Raw genomic sequence first — 25,676 nt, forward strand, 5'->3', positions numbered from 1 at the left:
CGGCAATCTGAGTGATAGTAAAGCGGCGATTCCGTTACTAAAAAAGATGAACCATATCATGCCTAACCATTTCACAACGGCTATTTTCGATGCAGGTTATGACTATGAAGCAATTTACCGCCAGATTTCAATACAAGAGATGAAAGCTGTGATTCCATATGTGAAAAGACGTGAGGGCGAAATGATCGGTTTTGATGAACATTTCCGTCCAACCTGTGTGCGTGAACATAGCTACTGTTACGACAGCTTTGATGAAAAGTATCAAACGCTTAAGTTCACACGTCCAAAAGATTGCGCAACCTGTCCATTACGTGATGACTCGCTCTGTCAAAAGGTGTTTAAAATCAAGTGTGAAACCGATATCCGCAAATACACGTTTCCAGCACGTGGCTCCGAGCTATGGAAGAAACTTTACAAGGAACGCACAGCTGTCGAACGAGTAAATGCTTATTTAAAGCAATTTTTTCAGTTAAACAACGTCCGTCACAAAACCGGTAGAAAAGCTAAACTGCACTTCAACCTTGTGACGTTTATTTATAATGCCTGCAAATTAGCAGTCGATCGGATGAATGTACGTTTACAGCTACAAAACAACGCAGCTTAAATTTTAAAAAACAAAAATCAGACACAGGAGCAGTCTAAGCTCTTGAAAAAATCGATTTATGAAATTGATTCAGTTGTAATTCAATTAAATAATAAAGCGATATGATATTTTGTACTTTTCAAATATACAAAGTTTAAGCTCATCTCTAAGCTGAAAAAAGAGTCTGTCAGCCACGCAACTGTATAAAAAATACGTCACGTGCGATATTGAATAAAATAATGTTAATAGAAATGATTTCTACGTGTGAGTAGTACGGGGGTATTAAAGACCAAATAGATTGACGTTTGTAGTCAAAGACATGATAGCACTTCCGCTCCTGCACATAGTTAGCGATATTAAAGCGTCAAAATACAATTTCGTGTATTTGACGCTTCTTTTAGTTTTTGTGCTGTTAGTGTCTAATGGATAAAATTAAGTTTTTATCAAAGAACTTACCCAAATCACTCTAAAGGCACTATTATGAATTGGTTTATGGCGAAAATGATAAATTGACAAAAACTCTCAATAGAGCGGTTTGAATCACTTTTGATATAAAAAGTCAATAGTTATATAGCATATTCTTTGGACAGAACTGTAAAAATATGATATAATTTAAGGATAAATAGTTGACAGATCGTTGTTTTTAGTATCCACGTCAATTAGATTTGGTTGAAAGGGGGATATAGATTTAGGTATACGGATTTAAAGGGTGTATAAATTGCATGTCAAAATATTTGAAATATCCACATTGATAATGGTAAATTATGTACCTTTTTACACAAGCACTTTAAAAAATTCGTTACGCAAGCTCCACGAATTATTTCAAAGTGTTGCGATGCAAAAAGGTACGCCAAAAACATCGCTAAAAACAATTAGAATTGTTATCGCCCTTTGCGTACTTTGGGCGAGGTCTGGTGAAAGTGCGTTTTTTGCACTTTTAACAGAGATGGTGGCAAAGTACATGATGAACAGAAGAAAAGTTTATGAAAAAAGGACGTATAATCGCTCCTTAATATTATTAAAATATTAGAGGGCAATCTTACGTACTTTTAAAATGTTAGAATTATGAATGGAGTTTTAAAAGTGAGAAAAGGAAGTCTAGTAGAAGTAGTAATGGAATTTGGGACTGATAAGCAGAAGGCTTGTGTATTAGAGAGGAAAAAATGGAGAAAAGAAAGCCATGAAGCACTAATAAAGGTGTTGGATTCTAAATTTGGTGTTGTAGATGTTGTAGGTAAAGGATACAAAATGGAATTTATCTTAGATGAAGAGTTTGATGTTGAAAGAGATATTATTGACGGTCGTGCTTCAAATGGTCAAGGTCAGGTGCCATTAAAGTATGAACAAGCATTTCCGATTATGGTAATTGTATATCTACTTAATAGAAGTGGAAGTAAGCCATTAACCGTAAATAATTGGTTGCTTAATATTGGGATAATCACAGAGGAAATGTTTCAAGCGTCAAAGTTAAGATATTCATTGAGCGCCTTAGAAAAAGAATCTGATAAGTTAGTAAAAAATAAGGTGATAGAATCGGGACAAGGGTATTTAATTGATGATTATATTAAACGTGAAATTGGAAGACTTCAAAAATATTTCATGGGGGTGATTCAAAAATTGGTGAAAGCTAAAATCATCACACACCAACCTTATAAGATGGCTAAATGTGAAGTACCTTATCTGAATGAATACTTTGATGAAGAACTTGGTGAATGGGTTAGACAAGAAACAATAGAAACTAAATATATTGAATTATCATCACATGTTGTTAGCAAGATTGCAAAAATGGAGTGTAACTTACAAAACTCACCTAAATTCAGAGAATTAACATTAGATGAAATCAGACGTTACAGAAATAAACCTATTGTTAAGGAGTATTGGACAGAATATAAAAAGCAATTGAATCTAATTACTAATGAGCAAGGTGAAAGACTATACATAGTAATTCCATATGAAGCACATGCATTATTCGTTAGAGCAGGTATAAATCCTATTTTAAAATGGTTGGAGAAGAACAACAAAGAAGAATTGGTATACTATAATTCTGATGAAACAAAATATTTTTTGGAAAATAGAGTTGATTTTCATAGAGCTTTGAGTAAATATGTTGTGGATTTAGCGGAGGATAGACAAGACAAATTTCAAAAAAAATCTGTAAATGAATTTGGTGGCAAAGCAAACATACATAAGTTTGAAGATAATAAATATAAGGTCGCACATGATTTAATGATTAAAGGGTTGTATGTAGAAGCATATTATAAATTGCAAGAATACTATGGGCAGACTTTTAAATAAAATGATTATATCTTGAAGCAACTAAAAAAATAAGGTTTTGGAATTTTTGATTAGCCTTATACAAAAACACAAAAAACATATATAATGCAAATCAAGCATTTCAAACAAGATGTAAGAAAAATGAACCCTTATTTATAATATAATGAGGGTTCTTTAAATTTAAGGTCTACTTTCCACACAATCATGTTAAATAATTTGCAACGTGTGAATTTGCTGAAAATGATGTTTATTGACATGATTTTTACGTGTGTTTTGCACGGCTATTGGGGGTGCTTTTGACAGGGGTTATTAAATTAATGTTTTGAAAAGGGCGAAGTAGGTCAATTCTTTCATCATGGATGATTTAAGGAATGTTGAAACTGAATAAATATTTTAGAGATAAAATCGATTTGAACAAAAAAATTTAGGGAACGAGATTTGAAAGTCAGTAATATTACAAAGAATAGAAATATATATAATTTTGCTAAATAATCGACAATTATTCCGTATAATTGGTAAAATGAAATTGAATAGATTAAAAAGGGGATTATGTATTTGAATAAAATTTTGAAAGAAGTTAATGAAGAGACGAAAATAATAAATATAGTCAAAAGTGATGAAGAAACAAAATGGATTGCAAGTGAAAATGAGTTAACTACTTTGAGGCATGCTTTTAATATCCTAAATCAGATAGAAGTTTTAGACTTAATAGAGCAAAATGGATACAGTCTAAATAAAAATGTAATAAAAGCTAGTGAACTAGAGAAAATATTGGTAAACGATTTTAAAAATGGACTTTTGAATCAAAAATTATATGAGGATATAAGAGAAAAAGCTTTTAATCCAGAATTAAATGTATCTGATGGATTTTTCCTTTCATTTGAGAATAATGAAATAAAGATAACTAGTAATTTACTTATTAAACAGATTGCAGATTGGAATACAACACTTTCTGAAGAGAATGGTTTCGATAGTAATATAGATTACATAAATTTTAGAAATAATGTATGTAAATTATCGGTAACTAGAAATAGTGAAAAGTTTGCTTATGATAAAAGAAGTATGTTTAGTACAACATTCGTTGATGAACATAAATTGTTAGTTGAAATAGACTTTAAGACAAATATAATATATTTTCAAACTTCTAATTCAACAAAATATAGGTCAATAAAAACAGTTGTTAAGTTGTTTCTATCAATACTATTAGATAAAGAAGGGAAATTTAAGCTATTACCTCCAAAAATGTCTCAAAAGTTAAACTTTACTTTTTCTAAAAATAATAGTACTGCTATTGCCCATAATAACATCAGTCCTAATACAATAAAACTGCTAGACCTTTTATTAGGTTTAGAGGATAGTGGGTCAAATTTTAATGAATTAATTTGCGTCGACATAACTTTTGACCATGAAGATACTAAAGCAGAGAATTTAAAGGCAAAGATAGATAGACAAGGTTTTGGTGGAGAAGATTTATTAAGAAAAAGCGATATAAAACAACATATTTTAAATAATAGAGGAATATTACAAATAGTCTTTAAATTAACTTATACTGAAGAATTAGCTGATGATAGGGAAAGAAAACATGTTATATTGGCAGGGATAGACAACGATACTAAGAATCATGTAAGAATATATATTCAAAACAATAATCCAGATTTAAAACGAGTTGTAAACAAAGCACATAAGGATTTAAAAAATATTTTTATAGAGCATTCCTCTAGTAGTTCACTTAGAAATGAAGATAAAATAAAACAATTGTTAGGATTATGATATGTGGAAATATTAAATAATTTTAATGTTTGCCTTGTTTTCTATTATAAAGGGTCGGATAATTTAAATACGTTTTTATATGAAGAACATTTTAAGAAGAATTTTAAAAATCTAAAAAATACAGAGCTAATATTTCATCCTAAAATTTTTAAAAATGATAAAGAAGATAAGTATAAAGCTTTAAAAATCAACCACTTTAGTATTTATTATAATGAAGAAATTCAGTTAGTTGTAGGAAAAAATATTTTTTGTGTTTTTTTATTAAACTTTGAGCAAATTAAGTCTTTTAGTTTTTGGGGGAATAGTGGGTCGGAGTTTATAGATAAAATTAATCTAACTCGAAAACATGTAATTAATGATATTATTAATGTTATAACAGATAATATTTTAGAAATAACTCTGTCAAAAGAAAATTATTTTGATTATTTTGATAATTATTTTTTCTACGGAAGTAGTTTGCAGATAACTCGCGAATTTGAAATTATAATGGAAAATGCAGACCTGTTTATAAATCAATTCAAATTTCAATTTTTTGGTAATTCAACTGTCGATATAAGAGATGAAAATTTGGTTGAGTTTGGAAAGGAAGTAACAGTTCATGAGAAGATGCACTTTATTTGGTATTTATCAAAATTGTTACAAGAAATAGATATTTAATTTGGGGGTAATAAAATGAGAAAGATTTCTTTAACTATAGTAAATAATCAATTACACATTAAGACAATTCCTACCGAGGCATGGCATCCAGAAGATGGATTTAGTATTGATTTTTTCGTAAATCAAGACCATGAAATATTAACTCAAAAAGAACTTCTACCGATAATTAAAAAGTATTCAGGAGATTTAAATTGGATAAAATTCCATGGTAATAAGAGTGTAGTTAATCTAAATCATTTGAAAAATAGTTTCTCAGACCTCTTTAAAAATTGTGAATGGATGAATGGAGAGTATGAAGTACATCCAGAATTTGACCAAGAGATTGGAAGCAAAGTACCCATTGTATCGTTTAGTCTTTCTAAGGATGTTATTGAATTAAATAGTCCTAAAAAAATATTTTTGAGTCATAGAGGTAGTAATAAGGAGTTTGTAAGACGGTTTTATGATATATTAAAGACGATGGGATTTGAGCCATGGTTAGACGATGAGGATATGCCTGCAGGTAGTAACCTAGATAGGAGTATTTTAAAGGGGTTAAAAGATTCATGTGCGTGTGTCTTTTTTATTACTCCAGAGTTTACTGATGAGCAATATCTAGCAGATGAAGTAGATTATGCACATATTCAAAAAAGGAAGAAACAAGAAAAGTTTAGTATTATTACACTTCAATTTGAAAATGAAGATGGTGTTAAAGGTACTATCCCTGAATTATTAGAAAGATTCGTATGGAAAAGTCCAAAAAATGAATTGGAAGCCCTAAATCAGATTTTGAAAGCATTACCTATAAAGGCTAATGTTATTGATTGGATTTAATTAAGGTAGTTCTATTAATTAGGTGAATTTCATCTTTTGAGGTTCTTCTACTATGCTATTAATGGGATATTTTAATTGTATATACTAATAGGAACTACATATAGTATGGGCAATATATATAACTAATATTAAGTATGTTAAAATTTCCTGAATAGTGTTTATATTACACATAAAGATAATTTCGGTCTAAGAACGTAACTTAACCTGATTCCTCCTGAGACGTATTAAGGTTCAGATAGAATAACTTTGAACCAACTGGAAAGCGCTTTAAATCCTTTAATATCAAGGGTTTGAGGCGCTTTTTCTTTTCTACGTAAGCGTAAAATAATGCCCACCTAGTTTTTCAGGTGGGCATTGGTGTATTCTTTACTTAACTTTATCAGGAATACGGCATTCCTTTGGAATGGTTTTTGACCACGGAAGGAACTGATCAAGTGCTTCCTGATCATCTAGATCTATTTGTGGTAATTGTTCAAAAAGATAGTTTAAGTAGCTCATGGGATTTAACCGGTTCTCTTTGGCAGTTTCTACAATGCTATAGATAATGGCACTGGCAGTTGCACCTCTCATAGATTGGGAAAACAGCCACGATTTTCTCCCCATAACGAATGGTTTAATAGAACGCTCCGCTCTATTATTATCAATTTCAAGACGCCCATCTTTCATAAAGGTAATAAGTTTAGGCCATTGGTTTAAACTATAGTTAATTGCTTCACCTAGTTTGCTTTTTGGTGGAACTTGAGGGCGTTTTGATTTTAGCCATGCTAAAAAAGCATCCAACACGGGTTGACTGCGTTTTTGACGTTCTTCTTTCCGTTGTTCTGGGCTACAATTTTTGATTTCCTCATCTATCTGTTTCTCAATTTTAAATAATTGATTACAGTATTGGAGTCCTTCAGCCGCTAGAGTTGTAGATTTATCTACATTGGCAGGCAACGATTTGAGCGTTTCATCGAACTTTCTTCGTGCGTGAGCTAGACATCCAACTAACTCCACATTCTTCAAATCGTGGTATCCTGCATAACCATCGACATGAAGGTATCCCGAAAACCCCTTAAGAAATGCCTTTGGGTGCTTACTGTGGCGCGAAGTCTGGTAATCGTATAAAACAATCGGTGTTATGTCACGGCCAGATCGGTATAACCACATATAGGATTTGGAATTTGCAGCCTTTCCGGGTTCTGCTAAAACTTGAACTGTTGTTTCGTCTGCGTGCAGACGGTCAAGTTGAAGTAGAAGCTCATGCAAGCGATTGTAAAGCGGTGAGAGCCACTTCATTGAACCATATATTACCCAGTTGGCAATCGTTTGGCGTGATAGAAAGACACCAAGTCGTTCAAATTGTTTTTCAATTCGGTACAATGGCATTCCTTCTACGTATTTTTGATTCATGATATATGCCATTGAAGAAGGCGAAGCGAGACTTTTTGGAAAAACTGCCGCAGGCATTTTAGCTGTGACAATCGGTGTTTCGATTCCTTCACGTTCACATTTACGACAGCTGTAAATATGTTGAATATGCTCCACGACTTTCACTTGAGCAGGGATAATCCTTAATTCTCGTCGCGTTTCCGTACTCATTTCATGCACAGTTTCACCGCAACACAAACAGACCTGCTCTTCTTCGGATAAACGATAATGAATCGTTTCCGTAGGCAAGTTTTCAAGTTTCGCATCTCGTTGTCCTACATACTTCTTTCGATTATACGTAATCGTTTCAAGCGTAGGTTCTTCCACTTTTACATCCGCTGTGATTTCAGCTTCATTAAAAAGAGATAGTTCGATTTGATCCGGATTTGTTTTTTCACTAGATGTCCCGAATCTCTTTTGTTGGCTTAGTCGGAATTGTTCTTCCAACCATTTTACTTTTGCCTCTAGGACTTCTTTTTGTTTTTCTAAATCCGCATTTTTTGCTGCGAGTTCTTCAATTGTATCTTGTAGTTCATGCGTATTTTTTTCCATGAAAATAGAATACCATAAAGAGAGGTGACATGGATTGTCAACTCTCTTTAAATGATAAATTTTGCATCCATTTTTTGATGTGCTTGTTTTTGTTCTAATGGAAGTCCATCAAGCAACCAATTTAATTGGCGAGGACTAATGCATTGAGGGTTGGATGTTTGTTCGTCTGGCCATTGAAAAATGCCTTTTTCAAGACGGCGATAATACAACCAAAACCCATTATGATCCCAATGGAGAATCTTTAACTTATCTCGTTTGCGATTACAGAAGACAAATAGATTGGAAGAGAAAGGATCCAGTTGAAAACTCATTTGAACAATCGCTGCCAATCCATCGATCGACTTTCGCAAATCTGTTGAACCCGTCGCTAAATAGACTCGTTCAATGGGTGTTTTACTTAACATGTGACTGAAGAACCTGAAGCACTTCATTAAAAAGTGCATGATTGAAGCCTTCTTTAATTTCAATTGAAACATCTCCTACCTTAACTGTTAAAGTAGATGTTTCTTCAATCGAATTGGATGAATCGATGGCAACCCATTGTGTAAGAGGATAAGCGACGTGAGTCGGTTCAGTATCCAATCGTTTCATCCAGCTATACATACTTTGGACACCTACTTGATTTTGTTTACACCAAGCTTTTACACTTGGCACTCCACTGGATCTACAGGCATCGATGCGTTCTTGCCACATCTGTTTTCGTTCCTCTGGTGACATAAAAAACCTCCTAACAATTGATGTTAATGTGATTATCACAAAACTCGGCAATTATTAGAAGGTGTGTAGTATTTGGCGCTTACTTTTCTACATAAACAAAAGTGTCATGAAGACGCTACTTATCTGTTTCGAATCGAACTCTCCTTATTTTTTATAAACGTGAGGATGGTAGTACTTTAATTAAGATAACTAATTTGAGTAACAGCAATCAATAAAATAACGAGAAAATCTAATTTTAGCGACACGGTGGGCTAACAGGGAGCTTTAATTCAAGAAAAGCCTGTCAATAGATAGTCTTTTTTATGTTTTGTAGTGTCATAAACGGATGCGAAAAGAGGAACTAAAATTATAGTATATGGATATGCTCATGTTTCAACAATTGGTCAAGACCTAGAAGCACAGATACAGGCATTAGAAAAACAGGGCGCAGAGAAAATTTATCAAGAGAAGTTCACAGGCACTATCACAGATAGACCACAATTAAATGGACTATTAGCGTTCTTAAAGAAGGTGATACGCTCATGGTTACTAAGCTAGACCGTTTTGCTCGTTCTGCATCACAAGGTATTGAATTGGTAAAAAAACCCATTTCCAAAGGTGTAAAGGTACATATCTTAAATATGGGCTTAATGGATAATACACCTGCATCAAAACTTATTCGTAACATTTTCTTTGCATTCGCAGAGTTCGAGCGTGACATGATTGTTGAACGTACACAGGAAGGTAAAGCGATAGCAAAATAGAATCCAAACTATCGTGAAGGTCGTAAACCTACATATACCAAGGCGCAACTTGACCATGCTATGAAGCTGAAAGAGACTCATTCATTCTCGCAGGTTGAAGAAGCTACAGGAATTAGCATGAGTACATTAAAGCGTGAAGCAAAGAAACGTAAAGTATAGGAATCAATATAGTTACCTATACGTAACTTTCGGGATTTATCCCTTGATTTATAAGGCTTTAAACCACTTCATTATTGCTTATATGAATGCGGTAAAATTATAGATTTTAATGAGCTGTCGTGAAGCTGTTAGATGGCGTGAGGTCGTAGTTGTGTTTCAAGTTAACCAATGAGTTCCCTGAAACGTGAGGATGCTAGGAGAAAAGTGATACAAATATTAACTTTGTATCGTTTTTCATTTATAATAATAGGAGTAAAAGTTATAATAAGTAAAAAGAGGGGTGTATTTGAATGACACAAGAAGAAAGATTTAAAAAGATTATATTTTCATATGCTGAAAATATAAAAGAAAGTAGACTCACTAATGAAGAAAAAATAAAATTATAGATTATTTTAATAAATCTAAACAGGACAATAGCTTAGATAGAGTAAAAGAAGCTATTGAAAAAACATTCAATCGAGAGATTTATGATATATTATTAGAGAAATCGGCTTCATCTCTTGACAACATTGATGATTTGTTAATTCAATTAACTGTTGAAGCAGATAAATGGGATAATAAATGAGTTTATTTGTATTAAATAGTTCTTCGTCAATTAAGGAGAAGGGGATAGATGAGTTAATTTCTTTTATCGAGACGAATGACTTAGAGTGGATATATATTATAATATTATTGGTATACGGCTTATCTATTACTATTAGTTGGTTTTTAGGCACAAAGAAAAATCGTGTTGAAATAGAAAAGTTGAAATTGGAAAATTCTAGTTTGAAAATCGACATTACAGAAAAATGCAAAACTACACGTAAAATATATTATGAAAAATCCGAAAATATACAAGTGCTTTTAAGACTAATGATTCACTACATGCAAGAAACTGATGTAGAACGGGCTAAGGAAACAAGAGAAGACTTAAAACAAACTTTAACAATTGAATTAGTACCGTCTTTTATAGATTATCTAGAGATGTATGAATTGAATTATGAAGGAAATAGTTATAAACGTAAGGATTTTGTTGAAAATGAAGCTATGAAATTCTTGGAAACAATGAAAAAAATTGGTGATGCAATAAATCACCCTAATATCCTTACTAGAATGAATAAGCCATCTTTTAAATTTACTTGGGCAAGTTTATCACCCGTAATCACTTTTGTAGATAAAAATACTAAATTCTACAAAATACCTACAAAAAAGAACTTCAATGTAACCTTAGCAGAATTGGATATAGTTGATTTAAAATTTTTCGGTTACTATAGAGGAGAAAAAAGATAAAATCATCTTTTACATAAGTATATGAAAGAGTGAAACAAGAGGCTTATATGGGGTTGAAGATTCGCTTTAGAGAGTTCCTATGAAACCTAGAGATGAACAATTGGTCAAGCGAGTTTCAATGAACGTACAAAGCAATCTCAAACGTAAGGAATCAATAGGATAAGAGTAGCAATGAAGCGGGATAAACTAAGTGTTTATCTCGTTTTTTAAATTTGAAATGAGTGTGAGCTAAAGGTGTAATCAGACTAAGTGTAACTGCTTTATAGATGGTGAATCACGATACCTCTATTTGAGTTTCTACTATAAGATAATTTACCGACTCTTATACGAACGAGGACAAGAAAAATGGTATGATGTCTCTAATGATATGATAGAAAATTTCAACATATTATCTTGGAGGGATTGTCATTAGTGGAGAGTTTAGTAAATTTCTAACTATGTATTTTGATTTGGTTTCTTTAAAGCGTTTTTTCAAAAGGGTGAAGGATAACATAGTCTTTCCCGCAGTTATTACTTATCCTTTCATGAGAGATAGTTGCTTGATTATTTATCAAGTACATAAAGATATAATTGGTACAACTGATGAAGTACCTTTTGCTATAAAAGAATTTAGAAATAAAATTAAACTATTTGAAAAAGGAGGAAATGAAAAAGTTTTTAAGGAAATCTTAAAACAACAAATTGACGAATTTGGTTTTGAAACAGACAATTTAGGATTTTATTTAAATGAGAATAGACAAACTATTGGAAGTACAATTTATGTGGGGAATACTCTAAGAAGATTGCAAAATTTAAGGGAAATCAAAGAGGAAGATAAACCTGAAATATATTATGTGTCTCAAGAGATTGGTTCTCAAGTTCAAGCGTTTATCGAGGTCTTGGAAAATGAGATTCCTATGCTTCAAAAAAATAGCGCTATTGAATCAGGTTTCAATGAATTAGAAGCATTTGAGATTATATATAAGGATATTAATCATACTAGGCTATTTAATGGAAATGATTTAAATAATGTTTTTAAATACAGGTTACTTATAATTTTACAAGAATGTTTTGCTGTAATGTGGATTAGTGAAAACTATGATTCAAGAATAATTGACCGAGATTTTGTAGATGAGTATTTCATACAACGTTTTATTAATATTCGAATGGATAGTATTATTGATTCTCTGATAAATTTGAAGAAGTTTTATATTTCTCAGTTTGATGAGCTAGATAATAGTACTCATGGAGAATTATCCATAGCACTAGAAGATTATATGCTCCATAGTTTTGAGAAGGTTGCTGAACTTCGAAATACAATACATTATGATGATGTAAAAAACTTCTATGATTACTTTATTGAGGATGAAATGATTGATTTAACTGGAATTTTGAATTTGAATAGAATAATTTTCAAATGTATTGAGGAGTTTTTGAGTATTTCAAATATCCCTTCTCAATATTAATGGCATTAAGAGAGGTTTAACAACCTTCTATTATTTTTTCTTCTAGAAATACTTGCATGAAGGTGGATAAGTAGTGTACTATTTGAAAATAAGAAGGTAAAAACGCAGTTCTAATTTAGTTTTTTTCGTTTATTTCAGAGAACCATTGATATTAGTGATTTCAGAGACAATAGTTAAAGTCTATTTTCTTGGTAGTAACCCAGGTACAATCCGTGGTGACTATGCAACAACTGTTTCTCACAACATCATCCACGGTTCTGACTCTCTTGCATCTGCAGAGCGCGAAATCGGCTTATTCTTCGGTGAAGATTTAGTTTAATATGTAATAGATAAAGCAATCTCACAATATTGGGGTTGCTTTTTTTTGCCTAAAAAGCACAGTAGACTTTCTTGCTAGATACATAAAGAATTGTTAAAAACTTCTGCATCATGTACAATAAATGCTATAATATTCTGATAATTAAGATAGGAATATATTAGAAGCCTTCTCAATAAACTATGAAGGATGATAAGGAAAAGGGGTATGTTTATGAGAGAAGTAGTGATTGTGGCAGCGGTTCGGACTGCGGTTGGTCGGAGTAGGGGGGCGTTCAGTCATGTGCGTGCTGATGATCTAGCAGCCGATGTGTTACAGGAGGCGGTACAACGAGCAGGGATCGATAAGGCACAGGTGGAGGATATTATTTTAGGCTGTGTCACGCAAACCGCTGAACAAGGTGCCAATATTGCACGTACAGCTTTGCTAATGGCAGGATTTCCTGACAGTGTACCTGGTGTAACGATTGATCGGCAATGTGGCTCAAGTCAACAAGCCGTCCATTTTGCAGCACAGGCCATTTTAGCAGGGGATATGGATATTGTAATTGCTGGCGGTGTGGAAAGCATGACAAGAGTACCGATGGGTTCTAATATGGAAAATGCCCATAAAGGTAAGCGTTTACAAGAAAATTATACGATTATTCATCAAGGATTATCGGCAGAAAAAATAGCTGCAAAATGGTCTTTATCAAAAGAGCAGCTTAATCACTATGCCTATCAAAGTCATCAACGAGCCTTAGCAGCAATAGAGGCAGGTCGCTTTAAAGATGAAATACTGCCAATTCAAATACCGCAGGAGGATGGCTCTCTTGTAACAGTTGAAGTAGATGAGGGCCCGCGTCCAGAAACAACCGTTGACATTTTAAATGGTTTAAAGACTGTTTTTCAGGAGGATGGTGTCATTACAGCAGGGAATGCAAGTCAAATGAGCGATGGTGCATCAGCTGTTGTAGTCATGTCACTGGACAAGGCACAGGAGCTTGGTATTCGCCCACTAGCTAAAATTGTGACAAGGGTAGTTGTAGGCTCTGACCCAACATTGATGCTCACAGGACCAATCGAGGCTACTAGAAAAGCATTAGCACGTGCAGGCTTGCAAATCGAGGATATAGATACGTATGAGGTCAATGAAGCCTTTGCACCCGTGCCACTTGCTTGGTTACAGGAAATTGGTGGCGACCCTAAGAAGCTTAATCCAGATGGGGGAGCGATTGCGCTAGGGCATCCGTTAGGTGCAACAGGAACAAAGCTATTAACCACAATGCTTTACCGAATGGAGAGGGAAAATTATCGCTATGGCTTACTTGCTATTTGCGAAGGTATGGGGATGGCCAATGCCACAATTATTGAAAAAATGTAAAAGGGGTTATGCTGGATGAACAACCATGAAGTAGTAGCAGTCGTAACGGGTGGTGCATCAGGATTAGGGGAGGCAACCGTTCGCCATATTGTTGGACAGGGCGGCAAAGCTATTATTTTTGATGTGAATGATGAGCGTGGACAGGCACTTGTCAAGGAACTGGGGGCAAATGTTCTTTATGTGCGAGTGGATGTCACAAAAGAGGAGGATGTGGGAGCGGGGCTTGAGCAGGCCATTGCCTCTTTTGGCTTGATGAATGTGGCGGTCAACTGTGCTGGAATAGCGGATGCTAGCAAGGTTCTAGCAAAGCGAGGTGTCCATGCACTTGAGCTATTTGAAAAAATAATAGCTGTTAACTTAGTAGGTACGTTTAATGTAATTCGTCTAGTAGCAGAAAAGATGCAGCACAATAAGCCAAATGAAGATGGGCAGCGTGGCGTTATTATTAATACAGCATCTGTGGCGGCATTTGATGGGCAAATTGGACAAGCTGCCTACAGTGCTTCCAAGGGCGGTGTAGCTGCGATGACATTACCGATTGCGCGGGAGCTTGCGGCTATTGGTGTGCGTGTGATGACCATTGCGCCAGGCTTAATTGAAACGCCAATGTTTGCAACATTACCAGAGCCTGCAAGAGTAGCTCTTGCTCAAATGACACCATTTCCTAAACGTCTTGGCAAGCCAGCAGAATATGCACTTCTAGTCGATAGTATTATTCAAAATGGCCTGTTAAATGGAGAGGTGATACGCCTAGATGGAGCCATTCGCATGCAGCCAAAGTAAGTCAAAGCTAGTAGATTTGTAGGAGCTGTCAGTCTTAATTGTTTCAAAAATTTGTCTACGAAGGGAAGCGTTATCATGCATATGATGGATACACCTTTATTATTAACAAGTTTTTTGAATCGTGCAGAGAGATTTTTTCAGGCAAAGAAAATTTATTCACGAACAAGCGCCACAACCATTCATGAGTTTACATATAAAGAATATGTAAAACGAACTCGTCGATTAGCAGATGCGCTAACGAAGCTAGGCATGGAACGTGGGATGAAGATCGGAACTTTTGCTTGGAATCACCATCGTCATTTGGAAGCTTATTTTGCTGTGCCTTGTGCAGGAGCGGTGCTACATATGATTAATATTCGATTAGCGCCTGAGCATATTGCCTATGTGATCAATCATGCGGAGGATGAAATTTTATTAATTGATGATAATTTAGTGCCATTTATTGCACCAATTGTGTCGCAGCTTACAACGGTCAAGCATTTTATTATTATGGGAGATGCCGTGGAGGTGGAATCAATACCGATTCCGAATGCACTTTCCTATGAAGCCCTGTTAGCGGAGGCTGATGAACAATTTATATTCCCAGAGGATTTAGATGAAAATACACCGGCTGGCATGTGCTATACAAGTGCCACAACAGGTATGCCAAAGGGTGTTGTCTATACGCATCGTAGCATTGTGCTTCATAGTTTGGCAGCGGGTCTTGCAGATAGTATTGCTATTCGTGAATCAGATGTTGTATTACCAGTTGTCCCAATGTTCCACGCCAATGCATGGGGCTTGCCATTTGCGAGTGTTGGCTTTGGCGCGACACAAGTGTTGCCAGGACCAATGTTTACACCGCAGCTTTTACTTGAATTATTTGAAGCGTATAAGGTAACGTTAACGGCAGGTGTGCCAACGATTTGGCTGGGTGTTTTACAGGAGCAACGTCAAAATCCTCGTGATCTATCATCTATCAGATTGATTGTGTGTGGGGGTTCTGCTTCACCAATTGGGCTTGTGCGAGGCTTTGAGGAGGAGCTGAACATTCCTTATATGACAGGCTATGGTATGACGGAGACATCGCCACTTGTAAGTCTATCCACCTATTTAACGCACATGGAGGATTATAGTGCTGATGAGAAAATGCATGTGCGAATTACGCAAGGGATGACGATGCCGCTTATTGAAACGCGCATTATCAATGAAAATGGTGAAGTGCCATGGGATGGTAAAACAATGGGTGAGCTGACGATTCGAGGGCCATGGATTGCAGACGAATACTATCGTGATGAGCGCACAGAAGAAGCCTTTAAGGACGGCTGGCTTTATACAGGGGATATTGCGGTAATGACACCTGATGGCTATATTAAAATTACAGATCGTACAAAGGATTTAATTAAGAGCGGTGGCGAATGGATTTCCTCTGTAGACCTTGAAAATGCGTTAATGTCGCATCCAAAAGTATTTGAGGCTGCTGTTATTGCGATTCCGCATGAAAAATGGCTGGAGCGGCCTTTAGCCTGTGTAGTACCAAAGCCTGAATACAAGGGTTCCATTTCCAAAGAGGAGCTGCTGGAGAACTTACGGACACAGTTCCATAAAACATGGATTCCAGATGATATTGTCTTTATTGACGAGGTGCCAAAAACATCTGTAGGGAAATTTTTAAAGGCTAAATTACGAGACGAATTAAAGGATTATCAGGTGCAAGTTTAATGAGGCGCTCAATTTAGGAGGAAAGCTGCTCCCATAGTGCTGCATACGGTGCAACGAAGGTGGTGTCAAGCTACCTTCGTTTTTTTATGCATACAAATTCCAGAAAAGTGAAACGATTTAGTTGATTTTACTGTATAATTTCTAGTAACGAAAGGATGTGAACGGATTGTCAATTGCCATAGTAGCGATTATTGGTGGTGTCATTATTTCATTAGCTGGAATTTTTACCGACGCACATACAAGACAACAGAAAATAAAACTCAAGGCAATCGAGAAGGAAGTGGAGCTAGAGCAGCTTCGATTGGAAACCTATACGAGGGAGACAGAAAAAATGCGTTTGGAATTAGAGCAATCGAAAGTGCTACTATTAGAGGAAAAACAAAACGCTGGAAAGTAATAGGCTATACATGAGAAAGACTATTTCAGGATTGGCACTTTTCCGCTATAATGGAAATACGATGCTAGAGGGGAAGATGACCATATGTCTGATTATGAACAGTTTATAGAAGGTATTAAGCGCAAAACAGGAATAGATTTAGCGTTGTATAAAGAAGCGCAAATGAAAAGACGATTAACCTCTCTTTATGAGAAAAAGGGCTATCGTAATTTTGTTGACTTTCTAAAGGCACTTGAACAAGATCGTAATTTAATGAATGAGTTTTTAGATCGCATGACGATTAATGTTTCTGAATTTTATCGTAATAGTAAGCGCTGGGAAGTATTGCAAAAGAAAATATTCCCAAAGCTGCTACAAACGAATAAGCGTTTAAAAATTTGGAGTGCTGCTTGTTCAACAGGAGAAGAGCCCTATTCATTAGTGATGGTGTTGTCTCAGCTAGTACCTTTATCGCAAATTCAAATTATTGCCACTGATTTGGATGAAAATGTCATCCAAAAGGCAAAATTAGGCGTCTACCCTGAACGCTCTTTAGCAGAGGTGCCACCAGACATTAAAGCCAAATATTTTGAACAAGAAGGCTCTTTCTATCGCGTAAAGGATGAGATTAAACGATGTGTAACCTTTAAGAAGCATAATTTGCTAAAGGATTCCTATGATAGCAATTATGATTTGATCGTTTGCCGCAATGTGATGATTTATTTTACAGAGGAAGCCAAAGATCAGATTTATAACGACTTTAGTAAAGCCTTGCGCAAGGATGGTATTTTGTTTGTTGGATCAACAGAGCAAATTTTTAATCCAGCTCGTTATGAATTTGAAGTAGAGGATACGTTCTTCTATCGTAAAAAATAGTTAATAATATGGATAAAAGCATTTGTACGAATGGCATATTAGCCGTTATGTATATACATGGAAGCAAAGCATTAGATATAGATAATCGATACGCTTTTCGCTTACTATAAGCAAAGGCGTATTTTTTATCATAACCGTTCAGAATATTCGCATTTAAAGCTTGGGAATAAAGGTGGGCGTCTAAAAAGACATTTGTAAAAGGACTGTTTTTTTTAAGAATATATGTTATAGTGAAAAATACATACTTTAGCGAGTTGAAGGGAGAAAGTGTTTTATGCGTTACTTAACAGCAGGTGAGTCACATGGACCTCAATTAACAACAATTATTGAGGGATTACCATCACTCTTGCCAATTACAGCAGAAAAAATTAATCATGATTTAAAGCGACGTCAAGGAGGTCATGGACGTGGGCGCCGTATGCAAATCGAAACAGATACAGTAGAGATTGTTGCAGGCGTTCGTCATGGACAAACGCTTGGTTCTCCTGTAGCGCTAGTTGTCACAAATGATGACTGGAAGCATTGGACAAAAATTATGGGTGCTGAGCCATTAGCAGATGATGTGAATCCTGAGGAGATTAAACGTCAAATTTCACGACCACGACCAGGCCATGCGGATTTAGTAGGAGGCATGAAATACGGTCATCGTGATTTACGCAATGTTTTGGAGCGTTCTTCAGCCCGTGAAACAACTGTACGTGTAGCAGTAGGCTCTGTGGCAAAGGCATTATTAAATGAATTAGGCATTTCCATTGTGGCACATGTTACAGAAATTGTAGGAATTAAAGCTGATACATCCTTGGTAGAAGGGAAGTCTGTGGATGAAATTCGTGCCATTGTAGAGGCTGATCCATGCTATTGTGTGGACCCAGAGGCATCTGCCAAAATGGTAGAGGCAATTGATGAAGCGAAAAAAGCTGGTGATTCCATTGGTGGTGTTGTGGAAGTTATTATTGAAGGAATGCCAGCGGGGGTAGGCTCCTATGTGCATTATGACCGTAAGCTTGATGCAAAGCTAGCAGCAGCTATGCTTTCTATTAATGCATTTAAAGGGGTAGAGTTTGGCATTGGCTTTGAAATGGCACGTCGTAAAGGCTCTGAGGTGCATGATGAAATTATTTGGTCTGAGGAAGAGGGCTATACGCGTGCGACCAATCGTCTTGGTGGCTTAGAGGGCGGTATGTCTACTGGTATGCCAATTGTTGTACGTGGTGTGATGAAGCCAATTCCTACTTTATATAAACCATTGCAAAGTGTGGACATTGATACAAAAGAGCCATTTAAAGCAAGTGTTGAGCGCTCTGATAGCTGTGCAGTACCTGCAGCATCTATTGTTGCTGAGCATGTTATTGCCTGGGAAATAGCTAATGCAATTTTAGAGCAATTCCATAGTGACCAATTGCCACAGCTAAAAGCACAAATTGATGAACATCGTCAATACACAAAGGGGTTCTGATGTATGCGTGTACCAGTTGCAACAAAATCACATCAATATGAGGTTGTATTAGGTCATCAGTTTTTAACAAAGGCTATTCAAGGGTTTGCAGATAAGCTAGAAAAAGCAGATAAGCTGATTGTATTGACAGATGCGAATGTATGGGCAGCACAAGGTGAATATTTCACCTTAAATTTCCCATACGATTTTGAGGTCTTTATTTTGCCTGGTGGTGAGGCTTGTAAAACCTTTGAACAATACAATGCTGCTCAAACATTTTTATTGGAGCAAAAATGCTCGCGCAAATCATTTATCTTTGCCTTTGGCGGAGGAGCTGTTGGCGATTTAACAGGCTTTGTGGCGGCAACCTATATGCGGGGCATTCCGTTTATTCAAATTCCAACAACCATTTTAGCGCATGATTCGGCAGTCGGCGGTAAAACAGCTATTAATCATCCATTAGGGAAAAATATGATTGGTGCATTTTATCAGCCTGAAGGTGTTATTTATGATACAGCCTTTTTAGCAAGTTTATCTGAACGTGAAATACGTTCAGGAACAGCAGAATTAATTAAGCATGCGATGATTTCTGATCGCCTCTGGCTAGAGGAACTAATGGCAGCAGATTCGGTGCTTCATTTTAATCAGCATGAATTAGCTGAGCAGCTTAAGAAAGGCATTGAAGTGAAGGCACATATTGTCGCTGAGGATGAAACAGAGCAATCTGTGCGTAAATTTTTAAACTTAGGCCATACATATGGACATGCGATTGAGGCTGCTGCTGGCTATGGAAAGGTAGCTCATGGTGAGGCTGTAATGATTGGGCTTGTCTATTGTTTACTACTAAGCGAACAATATGGCAAGTTAGATCGTGCATTTACCACAGCATTTTTACAGTTTGCCATAAAGAATGGCTATCCGTTTGAGGCTGTTTATGAGTATTCCTTTGAACAATTAACAACGTATTTAATGAAAGATAAAAAGACGGAATATGGTATTTTGCAATTTGTATTATTAGAGGAAATTGGCAAACCTGTTGTGCAAGCCATTGACTTAGCACAGTGTCAAGAGGTAGACGCTGAATATAGAAAATTATTAGCGGAGGTGCTTGTATGATTCGTGGACTTCGAGGAGCAATAACAATTGAATCTGACAAGCCGGAGCTTGTATGGGATGAGACAGCAAGATTAGTGCGTGAGGTTGTGGCAGCAAATAATGTAGAGGTAGATGATATTGCATCGATTGTGATTTCTGCAACACCTGATATCACCTCAGCATTTCCTGCACGTGCAGTACGCTTGATGGATGGCTGGCAATATGTGCCTGTAATGTGTACACATGAAATGGATGTGCCGAATGCATTGCCATTATGTATTCGTGTATTAATTCATGCAAATGTAGAAGTTGCACAGAAAGATGTAAAGCATTTATATCTCAATGATGCTGTAAAATTAAGACCAGATTTAGCACAAGCTAAATAAGTAGAGGAGATGTTATAGATGAAGTGGAAACAGCAATTGGACGGTATGCAAGCATATAAGCCAGGGAAACCAATTGAAGAGGTACAACGTGAGTATGGCTTAAAGGAAGTTATTAAATTAGCATCGAATGAGAACCCGTTTGGATGCTCGCCAAAGGTAACCGCTTATTTACAAAATAATGCAGTAAATCATGCCCTTTATCCAGACGGCTACGCCCAAAATTTGCGTACAGCGGTTGCTAATTATTTAGGTGTGAAAGAGACACAATTGCTCTTTGGTAATGGCTCTGATGACCTGATTGCCATTATTACACGTGCCTTACTGTATCCAGGTGTCAATACTGTAATGGCTGACCCCTCCTTCTCTCAATATGGGCATAATGCTGAAATTGAAGGTGCTGAAGTACGCAAAATTTCTTGTGTTGATGGCGCACATGATTTAGAGGCAATGGCTGCAGCAATTGATGAACAAACATCTGTTGTATGGGTATGTAGCCCAAATAATCCAACAGGTGTTGTGATTCCAGATGCTGATCTACGTGCCTTTTTAGCAAAAGTGCCAAGCGATGTTCTTGTTATTTTAGATGAAGCTTATATTGAATATGTGACACACCCAGGTCATAAAAATACATTGCCAATTATTGCTGACTATCCGAATGTTCTTCTATTACGTACATTCTCTAAAGCGTATGGACTAGCATCGTTCCGCGTTGGCTATGCGATTGGTCAACCTGATGTTATTGCGAAGCTTGATCCTGTACGCGCACCATTTAATAATACGATTTTAAGTCAAGCAGTTGCGGCTATTGCTCTTAGCGATCAGGACTATATTCAAGCATGTCGAGAAGCCAATGAAAAAGGTAAAAAGCAATACGTTGAATTTTGTGAAAAGCATAATTTGAAATACTTCCCATCTGATACAAACTTTATTTTCTTTGATACAAAAGCTGATAGTGATGTGGTGTTCCAAGAGCTGATGAAAAAAGGCTTTATTATCCGCAGTGGTAATGCGTTAGGAATGCCAGGATTCATCCGTGTCACAATTGGCACAGAGGCTCAAAACGCCGCATTGCTGAGCCAACTCGATGTTCTTTTAAAAGAACAGGGAGTTTTTGCATGACACGCAAAGTGCTTGTTATTGGGCTAGGCTTAATTGGCGGCTCCATTGCGCTTGCTTTACAAAAAGCACCTGAGACTAGAATTATTGGCTATGATATGGATGCTCAAACACGTGAGCATGCAAAAACATTAAATATTGTCCATGATATTGTGACAGACCCACAAGCAGCTGCCGCAGATGTTGATGTTATTATCTTTGGTACACCTGTGAATGCAACACTTGAGTGGATGGAGCAATTAAAATCATGGTCCTTAAAAAATAAAGTGATTGTAACAGATACAGGGAGTACAAAAAAATTAATTATGCAAAAAGCTGGGGAACTGCGTGAGCTTGGCATTACATTTATTGGTGGACATCCAATGGCTGGCTCTCATAAGAGCGGTGTGTTAGCAGCAAAGGCACATCTTTTTGAGAATGCTTACTATATGCTAACACCGCTTGCTGGAGAGGAAATTGTCCATATGGCACAACTTGAAAGTTTGTTAAAGTTTACCCATGCAAAGGTTGTCAGTGTATCTGCTAGTGAACACGATCATATGACAGCGGTTGTCAGCCACTTTCCGCATGTGATTGCTGCCTCACTTGTCCATCAATTAGGGGGCGAAAATGGAGAATATCCGATGACGCGTTCTCTTGCCGCTGGTGGTTTTCGTGATGTGACACGAATTGCTTCTTCCAACCCTATTTTATGGCGGGATATTACCTTGCAGAATCGTGATGAGCTACTAACACAGCTTGAAGGCTGGGAACAGGAAATGCAGCGCATTAAGGAACTGCTGACAAAGGGCACGTCACAAGATATTGAAGATTATTTTGCTGTTGCCAAAGAACTTAGAGATGAATTACCGATTGGTGCAGGAGCTATGTATACACCGTTTGATTTATATGTAGATGTTCCTGATTATCCTGGTGTGATTTCAGAGGTTACAGGCTTACTTGCAGATGAAGCGATCAGTATTACAAACCTAAGAATTGTTGAATCTCGTGAAGATGTTTTTGGTATTCTCGTTATTAGTTTCCAAAATGAAAATGATCGCGAACGTGCCGCAACATGTATTCAAAAACGAGCTAATTTTGAAACATATATTTCATAGTATAGTGGATATTGATGATAGAAGAGGGCTGTTGAGAAAATGTTTCCTTTCTCGGCAGTCCCATCTTCATAGAAAGGAAGAAAATCAATGAGTGAAAAAGTTTTGCAATACAATAAGCCTTCTTTACAGGGCATATTAACGATTCCTGGCGATAAATCAGTTTCTCACCGTTCTGTAATGTTTGGAGCCATTGCTACAGGTGCAACGACAGTAGAAGGCTTTTTATTAGGAGAAGACTGTTTAAGTACCATTGATTGCTTCCAAAAGCTTGGTGTTCATATTGAGGTGGAAGGAACAAATGTAACGATCCAAAGTCCAGGAATAGAGAACTGGCAAGAGCCTACAGAGGTGTTGTATACAGGTAACTCAGGAACCACAACACGTTTAATGTTAGGGATCTTAGCAGGCTCGCCTGTTCATTCTGTCATGACTGGGGATGCTTCCATTGGCAAGCGACCAATGCGCCGTGTGATTGACCCGTTACGTCAAATGGGCGCACAGATTACAGGTCGTGCAAAAGGACAATATACACCGTTAGCTATTCAAGGGACAAAGCTGCAAGCCATTGATTATCAAATGCCTGTAGCAAGCGCACAAGTTAAATCTGCTATTTTACTGGCAGGCTTACGTGCTGAAGGAACAACAATTGTGCGAGAAACAGAAGTATCTCGAGATCATACTGAGCGAATGCTACGTCAATTTGGCGCACAAGTAGAAGTAAACAATGGTGTTGTCTCACTAGAAGGTGGTCAAATCCTTCAAGGAACGCATGTTGCTGTACCAGGAGATATTTCCTCAGCAGCCTTTTTCTTAGTAGCAGGAGCTATCTGCGAAAATAGTAAAATAACATTAGAGAATGTCGGTATAAACCCAACACGCGATGGTATTGTCGAGGTTCTTCAAAAAATGGGTGCGGCGATGACAGTGACGCCAAATAGCGATACACAGGCTGAGCCAACAGCAACCATCCAAATTGAAACATCAACATTGACAGCTACAACAATCGAGGGTGATATGATCCCACGTTTAATCGATGAAATTCCGATTATTGCACTGCTTGCTACACAAGCACATGGCCGAACAATTATTAAAGATGCTGAGGAACTAAAGGTGAAGGAAACAGACCGCATAACAGCTGTTGTGAATGAATTGACAAAACTAGGTGCGAATATTGAAGCAACAGCAGATGGCATGGTTATTGAAGGCCCCACACCACTGCACGGTGCCAGCCTACAAACATATGGCGATCATCGTATTGGCATGATGGGTGCAATTGCTGCATTAATCACAGATGGGGCAGTCACATTGGATGATGCCGGCTGTATCGCTGTATCCTACCCATCGTTCTTTGAGCATATTGAGGCAGTTAAATAACAATCGAAAATGGACTCTCCAGCTTTTGGGGAGTTTTTTCTTGTTTCAAATGTAAATGTTTTGTAGCATAAAGGTATTAATGAAAGAATAGGTGAATAACTGTGAACAATGCGATGACTGAAATGATGCAAGCACTTGAGCAAGGGGACCTGGCATTAATAGATCAGCTACTGGAATTATTTTTAACGAAGGAGCTACCTGAGGACATTTATACACTGGCTGAAATTTTCATGCAATATGGGTATATGAAGGAAGCTGATCGTGTACTGGAGCATTTACAATTTTTAATGCCAGAGGAAGCACAGTTAAAAATAGATCGTGCAAATGTGTTAATGGAGCTTGGTGATGAGGACGGTGCGTTAGATTTATTGTTAGAAGTGGATGAAACAGCACAAGAGTATCCGCAAGCGTTACTTGTTTTAGCAGATTATTATCAAATGCAAGGGTTGTTTGAGGTAGCAGAAATCCGTATCAATGAAGCATTGGCAATCTTACCGGAAGAGCCATTGCTGCATTTTGCCAAAGCAGAGCTGCTATTTGAAACAGGTCGCTTTTTAGAGGCTGCTAGATTGTATGAAGAATTATATGAGCAACACCGTGAATTTGCTGGTGTCAACCTTGTAGAGCGGTTGGCAGAGGTCTATCGTGCAGGAGCTGCCTATGAACTAGCTTTGGATTATTATAGCAAAGCACTTGAAGATGAGGTCAAGCCCGATGTTTTATTTGGTGCGGCGTATTCCGCTTTCCAGTCTCAAAAATATGAGATGGCCATTCAGCAATTAGAGGAATTAAAAGAATTAGATCCTGATTACTTCTCAGCGTATTTATTGCTGGCACAAAGCTACGCGATGCTAGAGGATAATCCAAAAGCATACACTGCTATTCAAGAGGGTTTAAAGCGCGATGAATACGATAAATCACTCTATTTATTTGCGGGTAAAATGGCCCTCAAAAACAGTTTACCAGAAGAAGCTGAACAACATTTAAGAGAAGCCATCGCACTGGATCCTGAATATATGGAAGCGGTATTGGCTCTTATCGCCATTTTCGGACAGCAGGAGCGCCATGAGGATGTTATTGAATTATTTGAGACATTACAGCAAAATGATTTTGAATGGAGCGCTTTATATCCTTTTGCAGCAGCGGCATACGAAAATTTAGAATTGTACGACCGTGCATACGAATTTTACCGTTTGGCATATAATGATTTTAAGGAAGACGCAACATTTTTAGAAAAATATGTTTACTTTTTAGTAGAGGAAGGCAAACGCTTAGAGGCAAAAGAGGTTCTTGAGCAATTATTGCGCATCCAACCAGGTGAACCAGCGTGGCAAGAGCTGTTAGAAACCTTAGAATTTGAGTAAAGG

22 protein-coding genes and 2 pseudogenes are annotated in these 25,676 nt (G+C 36.7%); 21 read left to right on the forward strand and 3 right to left on the reverse strand.

All coding sequences use genetic code 11. From position 1 onward, the window contains the following. The 5 genes from ADM90_RS07155 to ADM90_RS07180 form a co-directional block, all read left to right on the forward strand. Nucleotides 1-604 (forward strand): transposase (locus ADM90_RS07155; protein WP_152927999.1); only part of this gene is annotated, 604 nt, incomplete at its 5' end. 1,062 nt (nucleotides 605-1,666) lie between these two features. Beyond that, nucleotides 1,667-2,878: a hypothetical protein gene (locus ADM90_RS07165; RefSeq protein ID WP_152927976.1), complete on the forward strand. Its 1,212-nt coding sequence runs from the start codon at nucleotides 1,667-1,669 to the stop codon at nucleotides 2,876-2,878. Between the two features lie 534 nt (nucleotides 2,879-3,412). Next, on the forward strand, nucleotides 3,413-4,627 hold the full coding sequence (locus ADM90_RS07170; protein WP_053994325.1) for a hypothetical protein: 1,215 nt from the start codon (nucleotides 3,413-3,415) through the stop codon (nucleotides 4,625-4,627). 3 nt (nucleotides 4,628-4,630) lie between these two features. Then, on the forward strand, nucleotides 4,631-5,284 hold the full coding sequence (locus ADM90_RS07175) for a hypothetical protein (protein WP_053994326.1): 654 nt from the start codon (nucleotides 4,631-4,633) through the stop codon (nucleotides 5,282-5,284). A gap of 15 nt (nucleotides 5,285-5,299) precedes the next feature. Continuing rightward, nucleotides 5,300-6,097 carry a toll/interleukin-1 receptor domain-containing protein gene (locus ADM90_RS07180; RefSeq protein WP_053994327.1) on the forward strand — a complete coding sequence of 266 codons (798 nt, stop codon included), beginning with the start codon at nucleotides 5,300-5,302 and terminating at the stop codon, nucleotides 6,095-6,097. A gap of 366 nt (nucleotides 6,098-6,463) precedes the next feature. On the opposite strand, the gene tnpC is transcribed toward ADM90_RS07180, so the two are convergent. The 3 genes from tnpC to tnpA are packed head-to-tail and all read right to left on the reverse strand — an operon-like array spanning nucleotide 6,464 to nucleotide 8,776. Next, complete coding sequence (gene tnpC / locus ADM90_RS07185; protein ID WP_053993086.1) at nucleotides 6,464-8,059, reverse strand: IS66 family transposase; 1,596 nt, start codon at nucleotides 8,057-8,059, stop codon at nucleotides 6,464-6,466. Between the two features lie 47 nt (nucleotides 8,060-8,106). Continuing rightward, entirely contained in the window at nucleotides 8,107-8,463 is a 357-nt protein-coding gene (tnpB, locus tag ADM90_RS07190; RefSeq protein ID WP_053994328.1) for an IS66 family insertion sequence element accessory protein TnpB, read from the reverse strand. Then, nucleotides 8,453-8,776 (reverse strand): IS66 family insertion sequence element accessory protein TnpA, encoded by a 324-nt coding sequence (gene tnpA / locus ADM90_RS24225; protein ID WP_053993084.1) that lies wholly within the window; start codon nucleotides 8,774-8,776, stop codon nucleotides 8,453-8,455. The genes tnpB and tnpA overlap by 11 nt, the downstream gene beginning before the upstream one ends. Before the next feature lie 348 nt (nucleotides 8,777-9,124). Here tnpA and ADM90_RS07200 point away from each other — a divergent pair. The 16 genes and pseudogenes from ADM90_RS07200 (at nucleotide 9,125) to ADM90_RS07270 (ending at nucleotide 25,673) form a co-directional block, all read left to right on the forward strand. After that, nucleotides 9,125-9,678: pseudogene (locus tag ADM90_RS07200) on the forward strand (recombinase family protein). Nucleotides 9,679-10,239: 561 nt separating this feature from the next. Next, nucleotides 10,240-10,947, forward strand: coding sequence for a hypothetical protein (locus tag ADM90_RS07205; RefSeq protein WP_053994329.1), 708 nt, complete (start codon nucleotides 10,240-10,242; stop codon nucleotides 10,945-10,947). A gap of 539 nt (nucleotides 10,948-11,486) precedes the next feature. Beyond that, the gene (locus ADM90_RS07210) at nucleotides 11,487-12,392 is read left to right on the forward strand and encodes a hypothetical protein (protein ID WP_152927977.1); all 906 of its coding nucleotides are present in this window, start codon (nucleotides 11,487-11,489) and stop codon (nucleotides 12,390-12,392) included. Between the two features lie 127 nt (nucleotides 12,393-12,519). Further along, a pseudogene (locus ADM90_RS23745) lies at nucleotides 12,520-12,711 on the forward strand (nucleoside-diphosphate kinase); the annotation flags it as partial. A 210-nt stretch (nucleotides 12,712-12,921) separates the two neighbouring features. Then, on the forward strand, nucleotides 12,922-14,070 hold the full coding sequence (locus ADM90_RS07215; RefSeq protein ID WP_053994331.1) for a thiolase family protein: 1,149 nt from the start codon (nucleotides 12,922-12,924) through the stop codon (nucleotides 14,068-14,070). A gap of 15 nt (nucleotides 14,071-14,085) precedes the next feature. Next, the gene (locus tag ADM90_RS07220) at nucleotides 14,086-14,853 is read left to right on the forward strand and encodes a 3-hydroxyacyl-CoA dehydrogenase (RefSeq protein WP_053994332.1); all 768 of its coding nucleotides are present in this window, start codon (nucleotides 14,086-14,088) and stop codon (nucleotides 14,851-14,853) included. A gap of 75 nt (nucleotides 14,854-14,928) precedes the next feature. Next, complete coding sequence (locus ADM90_RS07225) at nucleotides 14,929-16,554, forward strand: long-chain fatty acid--CoA ligase (RefSeq protein ID WP_053994333.1); 1,626 nt, start codon at nucleotides 14,929-14,931, stop codon at nucleotides 16,552-16,554. Between the two features lie 166 nt (nucleotides 16,555-16,720). Beyond that, complete coding sequence (locus ADM90_RS07230) at nucleotides 16,721-16,951, forward strand: hypothetical protein (RefSeq protein ID WP_053994334.1); 231 nt, start codon at nucleotides 16,721-16,723, stop codon at nucleotides 16,949-16,951. 84 nt (nucleotides 16,952-17,035) lie between these two features. Next, nucleotides 17,036-17,806 (forward strand): CheR family methyltransferase, encoded by a 771-nt coding sequence (locus tag ADM90_RS07235; RefSeq protein ID WP_053994335.1) that lies wholly within the window; start codon nucleotides 17,036-17,038, stop codon nucleotides 17,804-17,806. A 274-nt stretch (nucleotides 17,807-18,080) separates the two neighbouring features. Further along, nucleotides 18,081-19,262, forward strand: coding sequence for a chorismate synthase (gene aroC, locus ADM90_RS07240; protein WP_053994336.1), 1,182 nt, complete (start codon nucleotides 18,081-18,083; stop codon nucleotides 19,260-19,262). A 3-nt stretch (nucleotides 19,263-19,265) separates the two neighbouring features. Further along, complete coding sequence (gene aroB / locus ADM90_RS07245) at nucleotides 19,266-20,357, forward strand: 3-dehydroquinate synthase (RefSeq protein ID WP_053994337.1); 1,092 nt, start codon at nucleotides 19,266-19,268, stop codon at nucleotides 20,355-20,357. Then, nucleotides 20,354-20,722 carry a chorismate mutase gene (gene aroH, locus ADM90_RS07250; protein ID WP_053994338.1) on the forward strand — a complete coding sequence of 123 codons (369 nt, stop codon included), beginning with the start codon at nucleotides 20,354-20,356 and terminating at the stop codon, nucleotides 20,720-20,722. Before aroB ends, aroH begins: the two co-directional genes overlap by 4 nt. A gap of 18 nt (nucleotides 20,723-20,740) precedes the next feature. Next, nucleotides 20,741-21,841, forward strand: coding sequence for a histidinol-phosphate transaminase (hisC, locus tag ADM90_RS07255; RefSeq protein ID WP_053994339.1), 1,101 nt, complete (start codon nucleotides 20,741-20,743; stop codon nucleotides 21,839-21,841). After that, nucleotides 21,838-22,935: a prephenate dehydrogenase gene (locus ADM90_RS07260; protein WP_053994340.1), complete on the forward strand. Its 1,098-nt coding sequence runs from the start codon at nucleotides 21,838-21,840 to the stop codon at nucleotides 22,933-22,935. Before hisC ends, ADM90_RS07260 begins: the two co-directional genes overlap by 4 nt. 87 nt (nucleotides 22,936-23,022) lie before the next feature. After that, nucleotides 23,023-24,309 carry a 3-phosphoshikimate 1-carboxyvinyltransferase gene (gene aroA / locus ADM90_RS07265; RefSeq protein WP_053994341.1) on the forward strand — a complete coding sequence of 429 codons (1,287 nt, stop codon included), beginning with the start codon at nucleotides 23,023-23,025 and terminating at the stop codon, nucleotides 24,307-24,309. A gap of 101 nt (nucleotides 24,310-24,410) precedes the next feature. Beyond that, complete coding sequence (locus ADM90_RS07270) at nucleotides 24,411-25,673, forward strand: tetratricopeptide repeat protein (RefSeq protein ID WP_235473363.1); 1,263 nt, start codon at nucleotides 24,411-24,413, stop codon at nucleotides 25,671-25,673. Nucleotides 25,674-25,676 lie beyond the last annotated feature (3 nt).

Source organism: Lysinibacillus macroides (assembly GCF_001281525.1).
Lineage (GTDB): Bacteria > Bacillota > Bacilli > Bacillales_A > Planococcaceae > Lysinibacillus > Lysinibacillus macroides.